Below are 20,919 nucleotides of genomic sequence, written 5' to 3' on the forward strand. Positions count from 1 at the left end.
CCATCTTCATACTCATGGTCAAACAAGTATTGTTTCTCCATCATCAAAACAGAAATTTTTTAGCGCGATTGCACAGGTGTTATGCCACAAAATCAAAAAAATAACTAAAGGATTGACATCCTCCCCGACCTGAGAAGCGATTAGCTTCGCAAGACAGAGATTCCTCCTGCGAGACGCTCATGTCCGAGCGCAAGAATATTCAGTGCTGAGTTTATATCTCGATCATGGAGTGTACCGCACTCCATGCACTGCCATTCTCTTATTCCAAGACCTGTTCTACCTTTCGGACTACTGAGCCGTGAGCTACAGCACGAACACGTTTGGGTCGTATACATTTCATTGACTTCCTCAAACCATACGCCTGCGTTCTCGCATTTGTACTTGAGCATGGCTCGAAAGGTCGTCCAACTTGCATCAAGTACAGACTTAGCTAATTTTGTCTGTGCCAATGCTTTGGCATTTACATTGCCAACAATGATCATTGCATGGTTATTCACAAGTTTGTATGTGAATTGATGCAACATATTCTGTCTAATATTCTTAATCTTGGCATGGATCGCTTTAACACGTTTTTTATTCTTAGCTCTTTGAGCAATACCTAATTTTTGTTCATACTGACGATATATTTTAGGGGCTTTGAGTTTTACACCATCTGAGCATGTAGCAAGGTCTTTTAACCCTAGATCAATGCCTATTGCTGTGGTTGATACTGTTTTCTCAATCTTTGGTGTATCTACGACCAAACACACATACCAACGCCCACGACTATCTTCAACGAATGAGCCTGTCTTAACTTTGTATTTTGAAAGTCCGTAGCTATCCCATAGTTTGAATTGATGTTTACCGTATTGAACATAGCCATCAGCGTACTTCACAGCAACTTTTTTGAATGGAATCCAACCGAGTGAACGTCTTGCAGATTTCTTATTGCTTACTCGCCAATTCAGCTTGGCTTTCTTAAACTGTTTACGTCTTATAATGAGTTCTTCTGTCACGGCTTGAACAGTTTGGCTATGCAAGCCACACTCTTTTGATGTGCCTTTGGTGTATTTCGCAACATCATAGGCTGAGAAGAATTGCCCTGTTTTTTTGAGATGCTTAAAACACAAATCATTGACATAATTCCAAACAAAGTTCACCTCAGATGCGAGTTGGTCTAGCACCTTGCAATGTTTGTCTTTTATGCGTAATTTAAGTGTTTTCATAGACTTATTATAGCAAATTATTGTTTTTACTTCACTGTTTTTAGTGCTCCTAATAACCCAAAATTAAAATGTATCTTGAGCTATGCTGAAGAACTAGGAAAACTAGAGTCAAGCGTAAAAGAAAAAGTCCAATACTGGAAGGTAAAAAAGCAGAGTTAATACTCTGCTTTTTCTAACTAATTGCTAACAAATTCTAAATTTTGTGCCTGTGTGGGTATTAGTACGCCAGCATGTTTGTTTTTCTTAATCTTCGTTTGCAAGCTCTGCTTTCTTAATTGCTTCTATGGCTCTGTAAGTAGATAAAAGTTCTGAAAAATATCCCTCTAAGGTTTCAATATCTCTAGCAATGCGATCATTCCCCCCTATAACCATAGTACAAGGAAATCCATTTTCACTTAGATCCAAAGAGGTAAGATCAGTATAAACTTTTGGGTGATTTATAGAACGTATTCTTAATATCTTTCTATCTATTCGCCCAGACTGATCTTCCACGGTTGTTTGAACTGCACTATTAGCTGCATATTTTACCAAATCAATAAATGTAGCATCTCTTGTAAAAGCAACTAATTCAACTTTGTTCGCAGATACATCTTGTATAACAAGATTGACCTGTTCAATTAGTTTATTTATTTCTTTAATATTTCTTTCTCTTAAGTTTAAATTAGCTTCCCCATTTTTTAGAGCTTCTCGCAATATATCTGCTATCATCATTATTTCTCCAAAATTGCATGAATAGGTCTATGATCAGATGGGTTTTCAAACTCTAAACTAAAATGGTCATTTATTAGCTTTTCAACATCTAATATATCAATATTAGCATCTTTTATTTGCCAACCATCACTTAAAAAATTTCCTGAAAACAAAATTTGATCTATAACCTGCCAGTAATTGTATTCACCACGCGCATAATAAAATGTTCCTATGGGGTTATTATCATTGCAAGGCAAAAATTTCCAACAAGGATTATATAATAGATGAGGATCGTCCCTCACTATTTGTTGATGTCTAGAGCTTCTTAAACCATTTATCATCTCAGGTGAAAATGGTTCAGTATTAAAATCACCTAGAACTATAAACTTTCTATCATTATCTTCATCCTTTCGAATGCTTAAATTTTGGCGGATATATGAGGTAATAGAACGTCTTTTTTCTGAATTTTCAGCCAATTTAGATGGTAAGTGGGTTAAGTAAAAGCTAAATTTTTCACCACTTTCATACTCAATAAAATCATAATACTGATAGGCTTTAATGACGTGTCTTCTCTCGCCATCAATCCCCCATCTCATGTCTATACATAAAAATTTATTTTTAAAGAAAATAGCAGTGTCATAATATATCGATTTTTCATGTTGCTCTTTATATTTAAACGAGTAACCAAAGCTTTCTATTTGCAAAGCTTTATACATAAACTCTATATCTTCAGGAGACACCTCTGAAAGACAAATAAAGTCATATTCTAGGCTTATAAAAAGCTGTATGACTTTTGCTACCTGAATTTTTTGACTATCTTCGGATTTATTCCACTTACTAGACATAGGTGGAGAGAGCTTCGTATTCCACAAAACAATGGATAACTTATTCATCGGATTATTTCATAGCGACATAAATTATTAAAACAACGAGCCTTTTGAATAACCATACCATTATTTAATTGAACTTGTTGAATCTCTTCTTTTGTCTGAATCAAATCTAAATAAAACTGAGGACCATCAGCATCTCCAAGCAAAGAGCGAGTAACTTTTTGTCCTAGCAAGAACATCTCATTTACTTTCTTAGGGTCTTTTTCATCAAACTTCCACCAAACCTGAATAAAATTCGGACTTAAATCAATTTCCAAATTATTCGATAAGCTTTTGTGAAACCAATACTGTATCATTGGGCTATTTTTAGCATCAAGTCCTTTCTCTTTATCTACTACAGGCAGACCTACCATTTTAAGAATCGCTTTGTCTTCATTAATATTAACCTGATGTATTTTCATATTCGGGTCTATATCTGGAGTAGTCGCATGCAAACGCATATCTTCTTGCACTTCATCGCTAAGTTTTTGTTGCTGATCTAAATTAGCTTGAGCTTCTTTGTCTACTTGAGCCTGTTGCTTATCTTCTTCAGAAGAAGAGCATCCTATAAGTAACGATGTACTTAACATGACTGTAAATAATAATTTATAAAATATTTTTTGTTGATTTCTCATACTAGGGCTTTATTTACTTTAATAGCTGATAATTATAGCATTATTATTTTTTCTGCGAGTATGCACAATTATTAATAATTGATTGTTGAAATTAAAACACCTGATCCACTAGATGGTTGATCAGGTGTTTTTAATCTATAAAAAAATTAATCTTTTACATCAAATCCCATTTTCTTGAGTTTTGTTTCTGTATATTTATCAATAGCTTCAATATACATAGTTGTTTTATTTAATTTTTTACCTAGGATTCTGTTCTTCTTATCATGCTGTAAAATATAGTCTAGTCTCAACAGTAGCTCTAAAGGCATATTCATTGAAACCTTCTCAGTGATTGTTTTTAATTCATCACCTGTTAAGTTAATTCCATCTCTCCAAGGTTTCTGTGGTATATCCTCTTTAGGATTAGTCTGTTCTTCTAAAGAAGTGTGTAATGGAGCATCGTTAATTATCTTTTTTTGTGCTTCCTCTGGAGATGTACTTTCAAGACCACTTTGAATGGGCTTATTTCTGCTTGGTAAAGTACCTCTCATTTGATCACCTCATTAAATAGTTGCATAAATTCATTTTTAGCTATATCTATATATTTTTTCTCACGATGATTTTCAGGCTCAAACTCGGTTAAACCTAATCCAGCATCAAATGCTCGTCCATACCATGCCCTATCTCCGATTGTAACGCTTACAGGTTCAATATTTGGCTCGTCAACTATACTCTGTATTGCACGTTCAATTTCAGGCTTAGAACCAACATGAGGTGTACATGTAATAACTCCAAGGACTTTTGCTTTTTTCTTTCTTGTTTGATTAATTAAGCTAATTAAGTCTACTGTTTTCCAAAAACCTGACACATTACTATTCGCACCAACTCTTAGTGGAACGAGAATAACATCAGCCACAGCCATAGCAGCTCGGAGTTCTGAGTTATCGTAACCTCCTGCATCTATAACCATGTGATCATATTCTTGCCCTGACTTTTCAAGCTCAGCTTGTATATCGCCAGATATATAATAGAACCTTCCTTGAATTTCTGTCCTATTTTCACTCCATACCTCTGAAGCTGATTTATTTGCACTATCTAAATCCACACCTATAACAGCATGTTGTTTTGCTAATTCGGCTAAAAATGACGTGGCTAGAGACGTTTTTCCAACTCCACCCTTTGCATTTGCTATTAATATAATCATCGTTATTAGGATTCTAGAAATCAATCATACCCACATCATAACCAATCATTGATAATTACACAACATTATGACCATATATTTACAGATGAATACATATAGATATATGGTCATATATATTACTATAATAATATAAAAATAATATTTAAGTATGTTTATATTATTGTTTATTAAGTATTTTTGAATCCAATATTTTTTAGAAATGAAATATTTTTTTCTACAAATTCAGGGTTATTCATTTCATCAATTAATCTATTTTCAAGTTCAGAGTATTCTTCCCCAATTTTTGCATTTTTACTTGAGAACTCTGGATCATATGCAAGTTTTTTTGCAAAAAAACTAATCTGTTTATCCGTCAGTTTAGTAAACAAGTCCAATGTATCTGGGTCTCTGTTTGTAGAAACAGTTTTTATTTTCTGGACATTCTTCTCTTTAAAAAAGAAATTTATCCCAGAGATACGCCTTCCATCTTTAAGCTGTTCATATTTTACAATCAGGTTTGTAGAATCATTAATCTGCTTAATGGCAGGCTCTAAAACACGCTTTTTAAAATCATTCATTTTTAAGTATTCATTTTCACTTAAACCGATTTTTTCCCTAAACTCAGATAAACTAAAAGAGGCCTTCCCAACAACTCTCCAAGAAATAAGAAGTTCATAGAGGCGAATAGAATATTTACTACTTAGGTTTGATATCTCATTTAGATAGTAACTTGTAAATTGTTTCTCTAATCTTGTTATTAGTGGTACAACATCTGGGGAAAAAGTTATTTGTAAAAAACCAGAACTATCTTTATATGAAATACGGCTTACCCATCTTGATTTGGTGACAATTTCCTTGTTGTCTGTATCTAACTCTCTATATGTGAACTGTCTTTCAAATAAATTATTCACTGCATTTTTAAGTACTTCATATGCTGTTTCTTTTGTTGTATTAAATTGCTTTGCATAATCTTGGGCATAAATTTTTAAAGGTGTTACAGCATCAATACCTGTTTCGGTATTTCGTGCTTGAACAATAGACATTAGAATTAATCTTTGCTCACTGACTTCTAGATTATAACTTGCATTGATTAGAGTATTTGCTTTGACAATTAAATCATTTTTCAATTTTCAATGTCTCATTTATGTTTAAAAGAGACATTAAACTATAATGTCACATAATACAAGGAAATTGTCACCTTATAACAAGGAAATTGTCACCTTATAACAAGGAAATTGTCACCTTATAACAAGGAAATTGTCACCTTATAAGAGCTGAAATCACCTAGTAACAAGAGTTACAGGCTACCTAAAAGCATTAAAAGTAATTAAAAGTAATTAAAAGTAATATTTTTTTATTTTATTCTTTTTTTTAAACTGTTTTCCCCTTTGAATCTTAATTACATTTATAACAAGGAAATTGTCACTTTATCTTTAGATTATACCCAAGTTAGAAATTCTTAATTTTTTAGTTAATATATCATTAGACTATCATTTAAATAAAAAAGCATACCGATTTGTGATTTTATCTTTTATCTTATAAATTTAACTCTAAATGATAAAAATCGCTAATAATGTCAACTATGTCACATTAAATTACATTTATAATTTATAATTATCTTAATTGATATTTTAGGTAATTTTATGAAGTCTGCAATTGTTGTGGGAAGTACCACTACTCATGGTGGTGTAGTAAAAGATGGTGAGCCTAGATGGCTAGTAGATGGTAAAGCTGCGCATCTTGGTGGAATGACTCACTATTGTCCTCAGTGTAAAACAGTATCAACAGCTATACCTGATCCTAGTAGTTTGAATGTTTATGGAAAGCTTCTAATTCTTTCTGGAGATAAGGCTTCTTGTGGTGCTGAATTTGTACCTACACAAAACCTTTTAGTTGTTGATAGAACCAGTGCTCAATATTCATCAATTGTTGATTCAAAGAACTCCAATTTCTTATCTAGTGTTCCATACTTTGATGAACAGTTTGTATTAAAAACTAGCGAAGGAGATATCTTAGCTAATACACCCTATACCATAAAAATGAATGATGGAAGTTTTAAGAAAGGTGTATCGGATGGAAATGGTAAAACAGAAAGAATTCAAACTCAAAAAAGTGAGAAATTAGAGATTTATATAGGTGACATTCACGAATGACAACAAATGTAGGAATAACAAATAGACGGGAAAATAGTGCTCAACAAGCTTCTTTTAGTGTTCGGTATACTCGATCTATAGATACAAATGGTTGGTTAAAGGTTAGATTAGAGCCGAATGGTGAGTTTATATATCTTTGTGAATATACAAAGGTCTTAATCCAAAGAAGCTATGAAGGAAGAACTTTTTTTCTTATTAATGAAGGAATATATGCAAATAAAACAGCAAGTCTAAGTAACTCTAACTCATCAAAATGTTTGATTTCATATAAACGTGGTATAGGAGCCACATTAAATGTAAAAGTAGTTGGTAGAAAGAATGAAAGGTCTTTGATTCGTAATGAGAATTTAGACCAACTCTTTGCAGAACTTAGTTTTAATGGAGTTAAAGCTAGAATAACACTCGATTCAGGTGTTCATTATCGGGAAACGAACAGAAATAGCCCTTCCTTTGGCCAAGTAAAACAATCACAGCCACTGCCTAAGGGTATATATAATATTATGGCTCCAGATTATGCAAAAGATGCAGCCATGACAGCATTTTATCGTACATCTCCTAATGGCTTCTCTGGATTACAGTATGATACTGCTTGGTTTCCTATTGAGTATGCACCAACACACAACAGTAATTTTGTACATGTAGGGCATCTATCTGAAGGTTGTATTACATGTTATGAGGTTCAGAAATGGAACGATTTGTATCAATATTTGATTACTAACCGTACACCAGATGGTAAATATGTTGGTAAATTAATAATTTCTTAGGTGAAAAATGTCATTTTCAAAATCTATATGTTTGTCGATAATCATGAGTATATTCTTTATAAATACCGCATGTTCACAACATGAATTGGTGGAAGAATCTAGTGCTCATAATCAAGTGCATGACTTGAATGATATTAATACTAAATCTAAAAGAATTCTTGAAGAATTTAATTCTAAAAATAATACACAGTGGAAGTCTTTAGAGGCTGATCCCAGAACATTAGTTTCTAAGTGTACTAATCCGTTAAAAGCTATATGGTCTTCGGCACCTGAATACTATTCAAAAGAAGATAAAAGTTATTTTTACATTAAAGTGCATTGTGAAAAAAACTCATATAATCGTAAAAGTTGGGACGTATTTGTTTCAACAAATAGACCTATTTAATGGAGTAAGCAATTTATTATGACAACCATTTTTGAAGCATTTTCTAAAGATTTGGGTTGTTCTGTAACAGTTCCAGAAGCAGAAAAATTTTTTGACAAAAAACAAATTAAATCAAAATATGAGTTTCAATGTATTGGCGAAAATTGTTCTGCTAATATTACCTGTGCTAATTTAGATAAACCTAAAGATAAAAGAATAGTTCCTCCATATTTTAAGTACGTTTCTGAACATGCGGAAAATTGCTCAGAAGGAAAGCGTATTAAGATACTAGAAATAGAATTTGAAAAAAGAAAGAAAAAACGCGATTTATCTCATCTAAAAGAAGGTGATGTAATGTTAGATTTGACACCCTATAGTGATACTAAAAAAACTACCAGTCATACTTCTTCAACAGGTGGTTTGGACTCAAAAGAAACTGGAGAAACTAATGAAAATGATTCCACTTCAAATTCAAACAGACGCCCGATGCGTCTTAGGCTATCAGGTTTAGTCGACAAATTTGAAGAAAGAATTAATCTTACATTCGTAGATGATTCAAATAACAGAAGTTCATTAAATGACTTATTTATAAATTTTGAGACTGAACAAAATATTGAAGATTTACCTGATGAGCCAAAGATTTACTATGGCAAGGCCTGGATAAACCCAGCGAGAGGTGGTTATAGTATTAAGTTTATTCAAAAGATGAGATATAAAGAAGAACTTTTATTTGTCTCTTTTTATATTAGCGAATATAAGCTAAAAGATCTTTCGAAAAATTCACGGTTCTCATCGACAAAATTCGATGCATTTATTGAGCGAAAAAAACCCCTAAAAGTATATATTTATAGTGAACTTCCACCAGATCTAAAGAACGAAAAATACCTAAATTTTTATCTAAAGGATTTAAGTTATTTAGTCTATACTGATAATTGATGGTTAATTTTTTTAACCATATCTTGTTTAGCATTAAGGCGTGACTATCCACGCCTTAAGCGCTTTTCTGCTGCTTTCTTATTGTGATATACGTGATCTATGATTTTAAAGTTTGACTGGTTGCCAAAAGCACAACCAACTTATGAAGCTTGTATTAATGCTACAGCTCTAAATTATAGAACTGAATTAGATTTAGGTTCATTAGGAATATAAATATATGTCTACATTTCTATGGATATTAATATATATAGTATTTAGTATTATATATAAATGGATTATCTCATGGGGTGGTGCTAAGCATATTCAAGGTTGGAAAAGTATATTTTTTACAGATACAGAATCTACTTATTGGAATGTTGAACAGATTAGGTTAATGACAATATTTATATGGGTATGTTTTACAGTATTATTTTTAATTGGTCTATTTTATCCTGAGTATAGGTTTCTTAGACTTGCTAGTAAGCTTAATTAATCCACTCCCTATCTTAAACGATGGGGAGTAGATTGATTCAATTAATTCTTAACTTTATAACTTTTTAGAAATATAGCTGTGCGATTAGTTACGGTTTCAAGAGAATCTAAATCTATACTTTCTTTCTCTGTATGTGCTCCAGTACCCCATGGACCTAATCCATCAATAGATGCTTGCATATATTTACTGATATAGGAGATATCAGCACCCCCTCTATCATTAGAAGGAACAGCCTCTAAGTTTTTATTTACCAAATTTTTATTTATTTGATTAAATTCTTGCAATAGGCTTTTGTTTGCAGAGGTTTCTGCCATAGTAGGAATGATATCTTTAAATGATATTGTAGTCTGAGTAAGAGGTAAATTGTTCGATACAATTTTAGTCATTGTATTTTTAGCATAGTCTCTCTGTTTTTCATCTATATATCTAATGTCACCATGTGCTAGAGCACTATTTGCGACAATTGTTTTCTTTCCTTCGACTTTACCATTACCTTGCTCGATATCTTCAGTCGGATTTGATCCTCCTAAAAGAATTCCTGGGTTTATAGTTAAACCATCTGTATGAGATAATTTTTTCTGAACCTGATTAAGAACATTTGCGATCTCGAAGATAGCACCATAGCCTATATCTTTTTCAAATATACGTGATGAGTGAGATTGTTTACCTGAACTGTTGATGTACCACTCTGACAGTCCTCTGCGATTTGTAACGAGTTGATTATCATTGAGTGCAAATTCAAAACCTAGAGCTATATTATGGTTTTTAGCAAGATCTATTAAAGCCTTTCTAGAAATATCAGTTGGTTTCGCTGCAAATTCTTCATCCCCTACAAGCACGACTGTAATATTTTTATTTTTTAGTTCATTAATATGATCTAACGCTTTTAAAGCATAGATTATAGTGACGATACCCCCTTTATCATCTATAACACCGGGGCCTTTTGCGAATTTTTTATTTTCATCAATATATTCGAATTTTTGGAATTTGCTATTTGATGGAAATACTGTGTCCATATGGGCAATAATTAGAAATTTTTCTTTAGATGAAGGATCGCCAGTTTTAGTTGCAACTAAGCTACCAGCATGTTTCATATTTTCTGGTAATTCTTTCCATTCAACATTAAATCCAAGTGACTCAAAAAGTGGTTTTACTTTTTCTCCAACAGCGATAACTCCTGCTTTATTTTCAGTGCCACTATTTATATCTACAAGTTCTTTAAGTAGCGAAATTTGTTCATCTTTCTTTTCTTTGGTGTAAAACAAAATGTTTGGGTCATTCGCTTCTATAGCTAGCGTATGCTGAGAAATTGCGAATAGAGCTGTTAATAACAGAGATTTATGCATTGAACCGTCCAAAATAAATATATTTAAAGGGACTTAGAGTATACTTTTAGATGAAAAAAACATTATATGTATTGTTAATAAATATATTGATTATAAATATATTAATGCTTCCAAGTTACCTCAAAGCTATATTGTTTGTAGAGCACTAATTGTGGTGAATATTCAATTTTTTAACCATATCTTGTTTAGCATTAAGGCGTGGATAGTCACGTCTTAAGCGCTTTTCTGCTGCTTTCTTATTGTGATATACATGATCTATGACCTTAGGGTTTGACTGGTCGCCATACGTCACAACATGCCGAGTTTTACCTTGATCGGTTGAATAGAACGTTTTTAAGCCTGTGTAGGGCTTCATATCGATTTGATTATGTGATTTAAACTTTCCTGTTTCTAAGTCTAACAGTGAATATTCACGATCTAAGCGTTGCTGGGCTGCAAGTTTTGAATAATATAAATATGTGAACTCTTTGACATGTGCCTGGTCGCCTTTGGTGAGTCTTATGGCATTATTTCCATCTTGATAATAAACGGCTACACCTGTCCATTTTTGGTTCTTTTCTTTCTCGAACTGGTCTTCGAATAATTCTGTGACATCGTCTGCATCTGGAAAAAATACTTCAAGTGTTAAGTCTGTTGTATAGCCACTTGAGTTGTCCAGAGTATCTGTAACGCTTGTCCCAAGCCAATAGATATCGTCTATATCTGCTTTAAATCCATAAAATAGAAATGTCATTTCTGGAATGATGTTCGGATCACCTTTAGCGAGATGGTAGCTCATTGTTGCCGAGTTGCGTTTTAAGGAATTAAGTTTTGATCTAGCTGCGAAAGTTGCTGATTTTTTATCTCGATGAATGTGCCTTAGTTCTTTAATGTTTGTATTGCTTTCATCTCCGACAATAACTTCGAGTTTTTTAGCGAGTTCTGTATCGTAGTAAAAGGCTTTGACCCCTGAAACTTCTTCCCCACCTGAACTAAAGCTATAGCGATGTTGATCGCCATTTTTTCGCTGTATCCACATGGTAGGGAGCTGTTTTCCTGAAGCTGATTTACTTTGTCCAGTGGGCATAAAAAGGAGTGTATTGTTCTTTACGGTAGCGAGGGCATCGTATTCGTCTGCAAGCCGAATAATTAAATTTGCATCTGACTCATTTTGATCTAAATGGACAATGGTTTCACTGCCAAGTTTTGGGTCGATGGCAAGATCTAGACTTTGTTCTAATGAAATGAGGGTGAGTAGTGTTTCTAAAGTAATATTGTTAAAACTGCGCTCTTTTTTCTGTTTAAAAGCGGTTTTCATATCTGCACTGGTCGCGCGAATATGAAGAACGTCTGGCGGTCCAGAATGTTCAATTTCTTTAACGATGTAATTGCCTTTGTAGACTAAGCCTGAATTTGACCATCCAAGCCATACCGCAATAAGTGCATCTTTTGGAGGGATGTCTAACATTCCATCATGATCCGAAAGCTCTAGATCCAATGTGTCCGTTTCTAACCCTCGTTTGTTCTCAATTTTCAAATTGATTAATCGATTATTAATTTTAGATGTAATATCTACCCCATCGACTTCCAGTTTAAAAATCGGGGTAGGGGAGCGATGAAGTGCATCATCAACAATAGAATGAAGGGGAGCGCTCATAGTAAGCCCACCAATTGACCCAATTTGTTGCCGACTAAAGTACCCGATTTCATGGTCTGAGTAATTGTGATTGAAAAATCAATTTTATTAGGTGTTCCATCTTTAAAAAAATAGGTCTGTGTTTCTTGTAAGTCATCGATACGGTAAAGGCCATATACTTTCCCATTTCCGTTAATTAAGGGGAATGATGTTCCTGTATCACCCATAATGCGGAGTGCTGAAATACTTAACTGAGAGCCGAATTCTGGAACAATTGAGCCGTTTAATGTGATGGTATCATCGCCACGACCTAAGAACTGAGAGACTGGCATATCTCCAACACGTGCATTGCTGGCATATCTCCACGCGGTTTTTCGTTGTAACTGTTCATAACTGGCCGTTTTGAGTGAAAATATAAATACTCCAAAGATCATCATCATTTTTTTTATTCCGTATCGTAATAAGCTGTACGTTGCTGAGCATTTTGTGCGCGTTTTAGTTTGGCCACTTCATTTCTGACTAGATTAGCAATATCGTGTACGGAATGGTTTGGCTGAGCATGAATCTGAATATTGATATCTCCCTCTGTGATTTGTTGAGGAACACGTGGTGAAGTATTCGGTTTACTGAGGTTGATTGGACGTATCTTGGCGATAATTGGCTCTATAGCCACTTCTTTAATGGCCTGTACGCTACTATGAACCTTATTTGAAAGATCAATTTGTGAGGCTTGATTAAATAGATTAAGCGGTGTATTCGGCTTTTCTTTTGCTAAAGAAGTTCCTAGATTGCCAATATTGAAACCATTGGAAATAAATCGTTTTGAACCTGTCATGAGGGGGGAGGCAGAACTGATATCTATTGTTTTACGTGACCAGTCAGGCATCCAACTATTAATTTTTTCCCACAAAGGTTTTAGTCGATTAAAGCCTTTTTCTATACCAGACGCTAGTCCGTCTATAATCATTGTTCCAAAGCCTGTAAACGTATTCGGAAGTTCAATGCCAAACCAGTCCATGACTTTTTGAAAGGCTTTATAAAATAGACCAATGGGTGACCAGTTTAAGATCACTGCACCTATGGCAGTGATTCCACCATTAAATACATTTTTGATTTCTTCCCAACGTTTTGAAAACCATTCTTCTAGGGGGGAAAAGGTTTCTGTGATTTTATCCCATACACTGCCAGCGCCTGTCTTTGTCGTTTCCCATGCATCGCTTGCACCATCTCTAACAATTGCCCATTTTTCAGAGAACCAGTCGCCCATCGGATTAAAGAAATTATAAATACCAGTCCATGTATCGCTAGCGCCACTCTTTACGCTTTGCCATAAATCGCTTGCACCTGTTTTGACAATATTCCACTGGTTTGAGAACCACGTACCTATAGGGCTAAAAAAGCTATAGATGCTATTCCATGCGTCACTGGTTGATTGAGCAACACTATTCCAAACATCTGCAAAGAACCCTTTAATTGATGACCAGTTTGCGATAATCATAGACCAGGCATTACTTGCACTTTGTGTGATGGATTGCCATGCACTATTCGCCCACTTACTTATTCCACTCCATAATTCAAGAAAAAATGCTTTGATGGGTTCCCAATTTTTATAAATGGCGTAGGCTGCAACGGCAATGAGAGTAATGGCAAGCAATATAGGATTAGCCAACATTGTTCTACCCAACCAAAGTAAAGCTTGTCCAAACCCAATGACTAAATTTTTAATTAAAGTGAATGGGCTAAGCAAGCGTTTTGCCATAAGGCCTAAATCTTTCCCCCCTATATTAGTGGATAGCATAAGTAGTTTTAACGTCATCATGCCAGCAATCAGAGGGGAGAATATAACCAGCAACCCACCAATTGCGAGTAGGCTTGTTGCGATAACCAATAGGCCAACCCCTAGCGCTTTTGCAAGCATTGGATTTTTACCCATCCAGTCGGTAAATATCTGTAATTTATCTGTGGCGAATTCTAGTGCTTTAGTGTAAATAGGAAGTATAGTTTTACCTAATTCAAGATATACATTTTGTAGCTTAGCATGTCCGTCTATTTCCTTACCTTTCGTGGTCTCTTTTGCTCTTTCATATGCTTGGTCAATATTTTCAGCTTTAGTGTGTTGTTTGTAGTTTTTTTCAATTTGCCCCTGTTTGAGATACATCTCTGCAATGACATTTGCTCCGACACTATTTGTCACAATGGAATTTATTTCATTAATGATATCCTGTTGTTTCGTAATTCCTTTTTTGTGTAGAGCTGGAATAAGAACTGTTTTTACCCACTCATAAGGATCTGTTTGATATAAAGCAGCACCTTTTAGTGCACCAGGTTGAATATGTGTAACATCTCCCATTTTATTGTATATAACTTTGCTTTTATCTCCGATGAGGCCATCTGCATACAGTCGACGTACAGCAGCAGTTGTTGTTTTTCCTGCAATTAAGTTTTGGTTTGCTGATCTAATGCCTGTACCAAAAGTAGAACCACCCATGAGTTGAATTAGAGGCTCACTTTTAAAATAAAGTGCATCGTCAGACATTCCTTTAATTGCAACTCCACCATGTTTAGTAACATCATTATAATCTGACGCTGTAACCATATTCCCAGATGATACTTTGACTTGTTGCATCATGTTAGCTTGATGGTTGAAGGCTTTCTCACTGGTTAAACCATTGCGTTCTTCAACTACTCTGAGAATGTTTCTAAATTCACGGTCATTTGCTTCTGCACTTTCTTGCCCGTAAAGGGTGTTGTTTGCAAAGTGTGCTTTATAAAATGTGGGTAAAACCATTTCTGCATGATGGGGATCACTTAGAACTGAAATCGCATCTCTTCCCAAAGCCAGTTTTTCTACTTGGCTTACCCCATAGGCTTCTGATCTTTTAATATGATCGATATAAGATTTAGTAATTTTATCTCCAAAGTTTAAAGCCCCAATTTTGTTTTCTTCTAGTTCATAACTCTTACTTTCATTGATGGGCTTTGTTAATGCATAGGCGCTTGCTGTTCCTGTTGCGACCATTCCTGTGCCATATGCAGCTGCCATCTGAGCATTTTGTTTAATATGATTACTGCTTTCACGTACTCGATTTAAATTGGCCAATTTGGTTTTTTGACTATCTAAAGACTGGTTTGTTTCAGTAATCTGATTTTTTAATCGGCTTTGCTGGCTTGCAAGGCCACTTGAGGATAACCCTGTTTCTTTTAATCCTTCTTCGAGTTGTTTGAGTTTTGACTTTTGTGTATCTAAGGTATTTGTGAGTTTTGAAGCACTTGCTTCTGTACTTTTAAGCTGTTTACTTAAATCATCAAGTGCTCTTTTTTCTTTTTGCTGTTGTTGTTCAAGTTCTGCCACACTTTTTTTATAGCGTGTACTGGCACTGTTTGCCTGGTCAATCTGCTGGCGTAAATTAATCTGTGTTTGTGCAAGGTTTTTGGTCTGAATACCAGCACTGCTTAATTCCGTCCGTGTGAGCTGTAATGCTTGTTTTTGCTCAAGAAGGGTCGTTTTAAGCTGATCTGCTTGTGTTGTTGCTTTTTTAAATTCTTGTGTGAGCTTAACACTGCCATTTTGACGCATTTCTTGCTGAAGCTTTTGAATATGGTTTTGCAAAGTCTCATAGCTTTTAGTGGTCTCTAAAATGGCACGTTTTTGGGTAAAAAAACCATCGACTTTATGCTGATTGTTTTGAAGCTGTTTTAGTTTCTGATCTGTTGTCTCTAAGGCTTTCTGTGCTGTTTTAAGCTGTTCGCTGTACTGCTTAAACTTATTATTCGCCATCTCATTTTTAAGTTGTGCCATGCGTTGTTCTAGTTCAAGCAAAGCGGTGCTATTTTGTGCGATAGCTGTTTTTTGTTTCTCATATCCTTCAAGCTGTTTTTGTTGGGCTTGTAGGCTTTTAAGTTGGTCTTGCGTTTTCTTTAAGGCTTGATTGGTGGCAGTACTGCCACCAATCATCGCTTTTAATGCAGGGGAAAGGCGATCTCTTGCCCCGAATAGGACTTCAAGTTTTAAGGCTTTCATTCTTCGTCATTTGTTCCATTACGTTCGAGGGCTTTTTGATGCCACTGCATTAATTCGATAAGTGACATGTCTTTATAAACTTGCGGTGGCCAATGAAAGACCACCGCAATATTTGCGATGGCATCGTCTACTGTTGGCGTAAAAGTTCCGCACGTTGTGATTTCGGTTGCAAAAAAATCATCAACACACCGCCCACCTGAGCAATGTCAGAAGGCTCTAGTTGGTTTACTTGTTGCGTGGTCAGTGTTGGGTTGCTGACACGTGGCAGTACTTTTAAAATTGCATTGACATCTGCTTGTAAAAGATCAGATATTTTTACGCCTGAGAGAGCTTGGATATTGGGTTTACGAATATCTAATTTTTCCAAGCGTTGCCCAGCAATTTGAATATCTGAATCGAGTTCAATGGTTTGTAAATCTAAGTTGATTGCTTCAAGGTTTTCTTGCTGTTGTTCAGTTGTCATTTATTTTGTCCAAGTATGAGCGTTAAATTTAAAGACCAATGTTTTTGCGGTGTTCTGCATATTTGTCGACACCATCGACTTTGAAGATGCAGTTCGGGATATCAATTTCGATAACTTCTTTGCCATCGATAGAAAGTTTGTAGTACGTCCAGATTGTTTTGATGCTGTGTTCTGTGGCATCGCCAGCTTTTGCATTGCCCATGTCGATCTCTTCATGACGACCACGCACTACAATTTCGACACTGCTAGTTTCGCCTGTATCGTCACGCTGATATGAACCAGCGAAGCGTAGGCCATAGCTGTCGACTTTTACTGCACCGAATTGTTTTAAGACATTGAGATCTAAGCCTCCCAATTTCCATGACAATTCGTTCATGTCATCGTTATGACCCATATCAATTTTGACGTTGCCCATCATGCCACCGCCACGCCAGTTCTCCATTTTTTGCGAGAGCTTAGGCAGAGTCACTTCTGAGACTTGACCACAATATGAGTTACCCTCATTGAAGACATTCATCAACTTGAGTTTTTTAGGTAAGGCCATTTACGTTTATCCTGTAATTTTTGATGAGAAGTCAGCAAGGTATCGATCTGTAATGCGCTGACGAAGTTGTAAGTTTTCTAATGGAGGTACAGGGGTATAGTCATAGTCGATGTAAAACTTGCCTGACTTTAGTAGGGTTGCAGTGTTGATTACAGGATCAAGCCAACATGTACCACCCAATAGATAACCGCTTGCGACCATTTCGCGAAGTTTGGCGTTAATCCCTTCAATGATGTCACGTGCAAGGCTTGGGGTTAGTGGTTTATCGACTGCCCACATATGGCCTTCAGCCATTGTGTCGGAGATAATTTGGGCGGTACGTGTATAGTTTTCAAAGGCAAAGAGTGGATCGGCTGAGCACGTGCGAGAACCCCAAAAACGATACCCGTCTCGTTGGATGAGTGTTGCGACCTCATGTTCGTTTAGATAGTTCGCATCTGTGCTTGGTTCTTGTAAATCAAAGTAAACATCTTTGCTAATGCCAGTCACACCTGAGACGACCACGTTTGAAATTGACTTATGCCACCCTGTATCGTTGTCAATTTTGGCACGTAAACCAAGCGCACGAGCGACTGAACTTAATGTGGTGGTGGTATTGGTACTGGTATCCCAACCTAAGAATTCAGGCCAGATCACCATAATTTCACGCTGTCCAAAGTTTTGGCGATAAGCCACTGCTTCTTCTTTGGTCTGACAGCCATATGCTGAAACATACGCGAACGCACGTAATTGCTGTGCAATGCTTGCCAGTGCTGTTGAAACGGCTAGGGTATCTAATTGGGGAATGCCTAAAATACGCGGTTTAACGCCTAGTTTTGCTTCGGCAGTAAGCAAGGCTTTCATGCCTGTGTACTTACCGTTTTCAGAACCGCCAATAATGGCGGACGTTTGTGCAGCTTGGTCATCGATTTGTTCAACACGCACCACCACAACGGCAGCATTGGCCTGATCACTAATCGCTTGCAATGATCGTGAAAGCGTACCTTTTACCCCTGCCGAGTTGATTGCAGATTGTGGATTGGTAATTAATACGGGTGTGTTGAGGGGAAATGCTTGTGCATCGGCATCGGATGCAGTGGCAACCATACCAATAATTGACGAGCTTACTGTTTGAATGGGGCGTGTGCCATCGTTAAGTTCGAGGGTTTGTACACCATGATGATATGCCATAAACAAAATAACCTGTGGAATTTTCCACAGGTTTACAGGATTTTAAATATTCTGCACTTGGTTTTAGTTTTTAAAACCACTTTAAAAACTAAAACTAAATCTTCATTGCTTCTTGCCACATTTGGTCGACTTGATCGTCTGTTAGTTTTAACAATGTGGCCATATAAATAATACTGTCGCTGTCTCTTTCAAAGGAAGTCGCATAGTTATATTCAATTTGAATCTCTGATTTTTTTTGCTCATCTGTAATATTTTCAATTGCTGTTTCAATCGGTTTAAGCAGATTGTTTTTTAATAAGATTAATTTAAATTGACGCTGAGTTAAGGCAGTGAGTGATTCTAAAAATGAAGCACGTTTTTCGGCATCTGTACGATTATCAACCCATTGTCCATCGATCCATTCGCAATAAGGCGTTGGGCGAGGTGGTGAGACACTAAAGTCGGCAAAGAACATTGATTGTGCATTGAGCGCCTGATAAATCTTAGCGTGTGTTTCTTCATCAATTTGTATATAGCCATCGTTTAAATCTTCATCGCTTTGACGGATGTCTAAAGCTTGTTTTTCAACATTGGCAAAGTAAATATTTAACGTCATTAGAAAATTCCTACAATTGTTGCATGGGCAGAGACAGCTTCATCGCTACTGCCTGTCCAGCGTGTCAATCTGACACAAAGTTTTGTTTGAGTATCATTGTTTCTATAGCCATCAAACATAGGGTTAATTAGCCACTCTCGACTCTCGTTATAATATGGCGTTGTTGTACCTGTCTCGTGCAAAATGACATTCGCGTTTAAACGTTTTTTGAGTGTAATTGGGAGTGAGTACATTAAGATCCGATCATTGGCATAACGATCAATAGTTCCCTGATTACTGACGCTTTCATTTGTCCAAAGTACCATCTCAATAACGGCAATTCTGCGGTAATCATCATAAGTAATAGTGTAGTTATTGCCTGTGACTATGCGAAGATTACTTTCAACGGCAGTGGTATTGATTGTGATATCGGATGTACCATCAAAGTAGGCAGAGCCAGAAACTACACCAGAAACACTAATATTACGTTGGTTTTCTAGTTTAGTTGCTGAAGCTGCATTTTTAGAGTAATTGCCATTTTCATCAATTGAAGCAATTTTAGAGAAGTTACCATCTTTACCATTCCAAAAATCAAAACCACCTTTGCCGAGTCCTTGATGATTTACAAAGTCGGTACGCCCAGCACCACCGACTTTATTCCATGCCATGTACGCGCCTTGATTGGCTGGCATTGGATCTAATGCGACTTTGGTGTCATCTTTAATCGTGATATCGGCTGTACCATCAAAAGACTCACCGTTAATTTTGCGTGGGTTTTGTAAACGTTGGGTCGTTTTTGCAATACCGCCATTTTCAGTGACGACACGCTCAAAAGGTTTTGTAAAGCCTTTATCATCTACAGCAGAACGGAAAAATAAACCGCCATTGCCGTAAATTCCTGCAAGTTGCATTGCAGGGGTTGAGCCACCAGGTACAGAAAAGTGAGCGACTACACGACTATCGACACCAGGTATGATTGCACGATAGATTCCTGATGGTGCTTTCCAATCCACACCAGTCATGTCGTTTACATCACCTAAAAAGCCAATCGGTAAAGTGATATCACTTGTCCCGTCAAAGGCAACACTATTGAGCTTACGAGCTGTTTGTAGCTTGGTGGCACTAGCGACATTGTCTGTAGTGAATGCAATGGTACTAAAATCTGTCCAGTCGTTTCTTACATCTGTTTTAGAGCGATGATATAAGCGATTATCGCCTCCCCAGCTACATAGGATTTGATTTCGACCACTGCCACCGATATGTATTACATTTCCATAAGGAGTGGGATAGCCATTGTTATAGACTTGATAAAGTCTAATCCCACCATCGCCACCACCTGATTTAATCAGAGGTAAATCACCTGATGAAACAATCTTTTGAATATTGATATCGGCTGAACCATCAAAAACTTCACCATTAATTTTGCGTGGGTTTTGTAGCTTGGTTGCAGTCGATGAGTTGCCTAAATAATTACCGTTTTCGTCAATAATCGCAATGCTTTTAAAATCATTATCTTTACCGTTCCAGAACTCAAAGCCACCCTTACCAAACCCTTTATGGTTCACAATATCGGTACGTCCTTGACCAAGAGATTTATTCCATGCCATGTATGCGCCTTGATTGGCTGGCATTGGATCTAACGGGACTTTGGTGTCATCTTTAATCGTGATATCGGTTGTACCATCAAAAGCCACATTGTTAATTTTGCGTGGGTTCTTGAGTTGAGTGGCACTGGCGACATTGTCATTGAGAAAAGCAACGGTACTAAAATCTGTCCAGTCATTTGAAATGTCTCGTCTAGATCGATGGTAAATACGGTTATCACCTGACCAGCTATATACCAGTTGATTATGGCCACCAGCACCGATATGAATTAAATTACCGTAAACCGTTGGATAGCCACTGTTATAGACCTGATAAAGTCTAATTCCATCCT

The 20,919-nt window shown here is 36.2% G+C and carries 20 protein-coding genes and 1 pseudogene; 4 read left to right on the top strand and 17 right to left on the bottom strand.

The window, feature by feature from the left end; genetic code table 11:
• Window positions 1-140: 140 nt before the first annotated feature.
• From I2F23_RS09200 to repM, 7 genes are all read right to left on the bottom strand, one after another.
• Window positions 141-1,205, bottom strand: a complete 1,065-nt coding sequence (locus I2F23_RS09200; RefSeq protein WP_195772306.1) for an RNA-guided endonuclease InsQ/TnpB family protein — start codon at window positions 1,203-1,205, stop codon at window positions 141-143.
• Window positions 1,206-1,448: 243 nt separating this feature from the next.
• Window positions 1,449-1,916 carry a hypothetical protein gene (locus tag I2F23_RS09205; protein ID WP_195772307.1) on the bottom strand — a complete coding sequence of 156 codons (468 nt, stop codon included), beginning with the start codon at window positions 1,914-1,916 and terminating at the stop codon, window positions 1,449-1,451.
• On the bottom strand, window positions 1,916-2,788 hold the full coding sequence (locus I2F23_RS09210; RefSeq protein WP_195772308.1) for an endonuclease/exonuclease/phosphatase family protein: 873 nt from the start codon (window positions 2,786-2,788) through the stop codon (window positions 1,916-1,918). The genes I2F23_RS09205 and I2F23_RS09210 overlap by 1 nt, the downstream gene beginning before the upstream one ends.
• A complete protein-coding gene (locus tag I2F23_RS09215) occupies window positions 2,785-3,399 on the bottom strand; it encodes a hypothetical protein (RefSeq protein ID WP_195772309.1) in 615 nt (204 codons plus the stop codon). Before I2F23_RS09215 ends, I2F23_RS09210 begins: the two co-directional genes overlap by 4 nt.
• Window positions 3,400-3,545: 146 nt before the next feature.
• The gene (locus tag I2F23_RS09220) at window positions 3,546-3,929 is read right to left on the bottom strand and encodes a hypothetical protein (RefSeq protein ID WP_195772310.1); all 384 of its coding nucleotides are present in this window, start codon (window positions 3,927-3,929) and stop codon (window positions 3,546-3,548) included.
• On the bottom strand, window positions 3,926-4,582 hold the full coding sequence (locus tag I2F23_RS09225) for a nucleotide-binding protein (RefSeq protein WP_195772311.1): 657 nt from the start codon (window positions 4,580-4,582) through the stop codon (window positions 3,926-3,928). Before I2F23_RS09225 ends, I2F23_RS09220 begins: the two co-directional genes overlap by 4 nt.
• 167 nt (window positions 4,583-4,749) lie before the next feature.
• The gene (gene repM, locus I2F23_RS09230; RefSeq protein ID WP_195772312.1) at window positions 4,750-5,688 is read right to left on the bottom strand and encodes a replication initiation protein RepM; all 939 of its coding nucleotides are present in this window, start codon (window positions 5,686-5,688) and stop codon (window positions 4,750-4,752) included.
• 516 nt (window positions 5,689-6,204) lie between these two features.
• On the opposite strand from repM, the gene I2F23_RS09235 reads away from it, so the two are divergent.
• The 4 genes from I2F23_RS09235 to I2F23_RS09250 are packed head-to-tail and all read left to right on the top strand — an operon-like array spanning window position 6,205 to window position 8,778.
• The gene (locus tag I2F23_RS09235) at window positions 6,205-6,714 is read left to right on the top strand and encodes a PAAR domain-containing protein (RefSeq protein ID WP_195772313.1); all 510 of its coding nucleotides are present in this window, start codon (window positions 6,205-6,207) and stop codon (window positions 6,712-6,714) included.
• Window positions 6,711-7,478 carry a hypothetical protein gene (locus I2F23_RS09240; RefSeq protein WP_195772314.1) on the top strand — a complete coding sequence of 256 codons (768 nt, stop codon included), beginning with the start codon at window positions 6,711-6,713 and terminating at the stop codon, window positions 7,476-7,478. The genes I2F23_RS09235 and I2F23_RS09240 overlap by 4 nt, the downstream gene beginning before the upstream one ends.
• 7 nt (window positions 7,479-7,485) lie before the next feature.
• Window positions 7,486-7,863, top strand: a complete 378-nt coding sequence (locus tag I2F23_RS09245) for a hypothetical protein (RefSeq protein WP_213014698.1) — start codon at window positions 7,486-7,488, stop codon at window positions 7,861-7,863.
• Window positions 7,864-7,881: 18 nt separating this feature from the next.
• A complete protein-coding gene (locus I2F23_RS09250; RefSeq protein ID WP_195772316.1) occupies window positions 7,882-8,778 on the top strand; it encodes a hypothetical protein in 897 nt (298 codons plus the stop codon).
• A gap of 513 nt (window positions 8,779-9,291) precedes the next feature.
• Here I2F23_RS09250 and I2F23_RS09255 read toward each other — a convergent pair.
• From I2F23_RS09255 to I2F23_RS09300, 10 genes and pseudogenes are all read right to left on the bottom strand, one after another.
• Complete coding sequence (locus I2F23_RS09255) at window positions 9,292-10,596, bottom strand: M20/M25/M40 family metallo-hydrolase (RefSeq protein WP_195772317.1); 1,305 nt, start codon at window positions 10,594-10,596, stop codon at window positions 9,292-9,294.
• A 145-nt stretch (window positions 10,597-10,741) separates the two neighbouring features.
• Entirely contained in the window at window positions 10,742-12,232 is a 1,491-nt protein-coding gene (locus tag I2F23_RS09260) for a contractile injection system protein, VgrG/Pvc8 family (protein WP_195772318.1), read from the bottom strand.
• Complete coding sequence (locus I2F23_RS09265; RefSeq protein ID WP_195772319.1) at window positions 12,229-12,651, bottom strand: phage tail protein; 423 nt, start codon at window positions 12,649-12,651, stop codon at window positions 12,229-12,231. The genes I2F23_RS09260 and I2F23_RS09265 overlap by 4 nt, the downstream gene beginning before the upstream one ends.
• A gap of 5 nt (window positions 12,652-12,656) precedes the next feature.
• Entirely contained in the window at window positions 12,657-16,232 is a 3,576-nt protein-coding gene (locus I2F23_RS09270; RefSeq protein WP_195772320.1) for a phage tail protein, read from the bottom strand.
• Entirely contained in the window at window positions 16,229-16,393 is a 165-nt protein-coding gene (locus I2F23_RS09275) for a GpE family phage tail protein (RefSeq protein ID WP_195772327.1), read from the bottom strand. Before I2F23_RS09275 ends, I2F23_RS09270 begins: the two co-directional genes overlap by 4 nt.
• Window positions 16,360-16,695 carry a phage tail assembly protein gene (locus I2F23_RS09280; protein WP_195772321.1) on the bottom strand — a complete coding sequence of 112 codons (336 nt, stop codon included), beginning with the start codon at window positions 16,693-16,695 and terminating at the stop codon, window positions 16,360-16,362. The genes I2F23_RS09275 and I2F23_RS09280 overlap by 34 nt, the downstream gene beginning before the upstream one ends.
• 28 nt (window positions 16,696-16,723) lie before the next feature.
• Window positions 16,724-17,239, bottom strand: coding sequence for a phage major tail tube protein (locus I2F23_RS09285; protein ID WP_195772322.1), 516 nt, complete (start codon window positions 17,237-17,239; stop codon window positions 16,724-16,726).
• A 6-nt stretch (window positions 17,240-17,245) separates the two neighbouring features.
• On the bottom strand, window positions 17,246-18,409 hold the full coding sequence (locus tag I2F23_RS09290) for a phage tail sheath protein (protein ID WP_195772323.1): 1,164 nt from the start codon (window positions 18,407-18,409) through the stop codon (window positions 17,246-17,248).
• A gap of 94 nt (window positions 18,410-18,503) precedes the next feature.
• Complete coding sequence (locus tag I2F23_RS09295; protein ID WP_195772324.1) at window positions 18,504-19,004, bottom strand: hypothetical protein; 501 nt, start codon at window positions 19,002-19,004, stop codon at window positions 18,504-18,506.
• Window positions 19,004-20,919 (bottom strand): annotated as a pseudogene (locus I2F23_RS09300) (hypothetical protein); the annotation flags it as partial. The pseudogene I2F23_RS09300 and the gene I2F23_RS09295, both read right to left, overlap by 1 nt.

The organism is Acinetobacter pollinis, from assembly GCF_015627175.1.
Classification (GTDB): Bacteria; Pseudomonadota; Gammaproteobacteria; order Pseudomonadales; family Moraxellaceae; genus Acinetobacter; species Acinetobacter pollinis.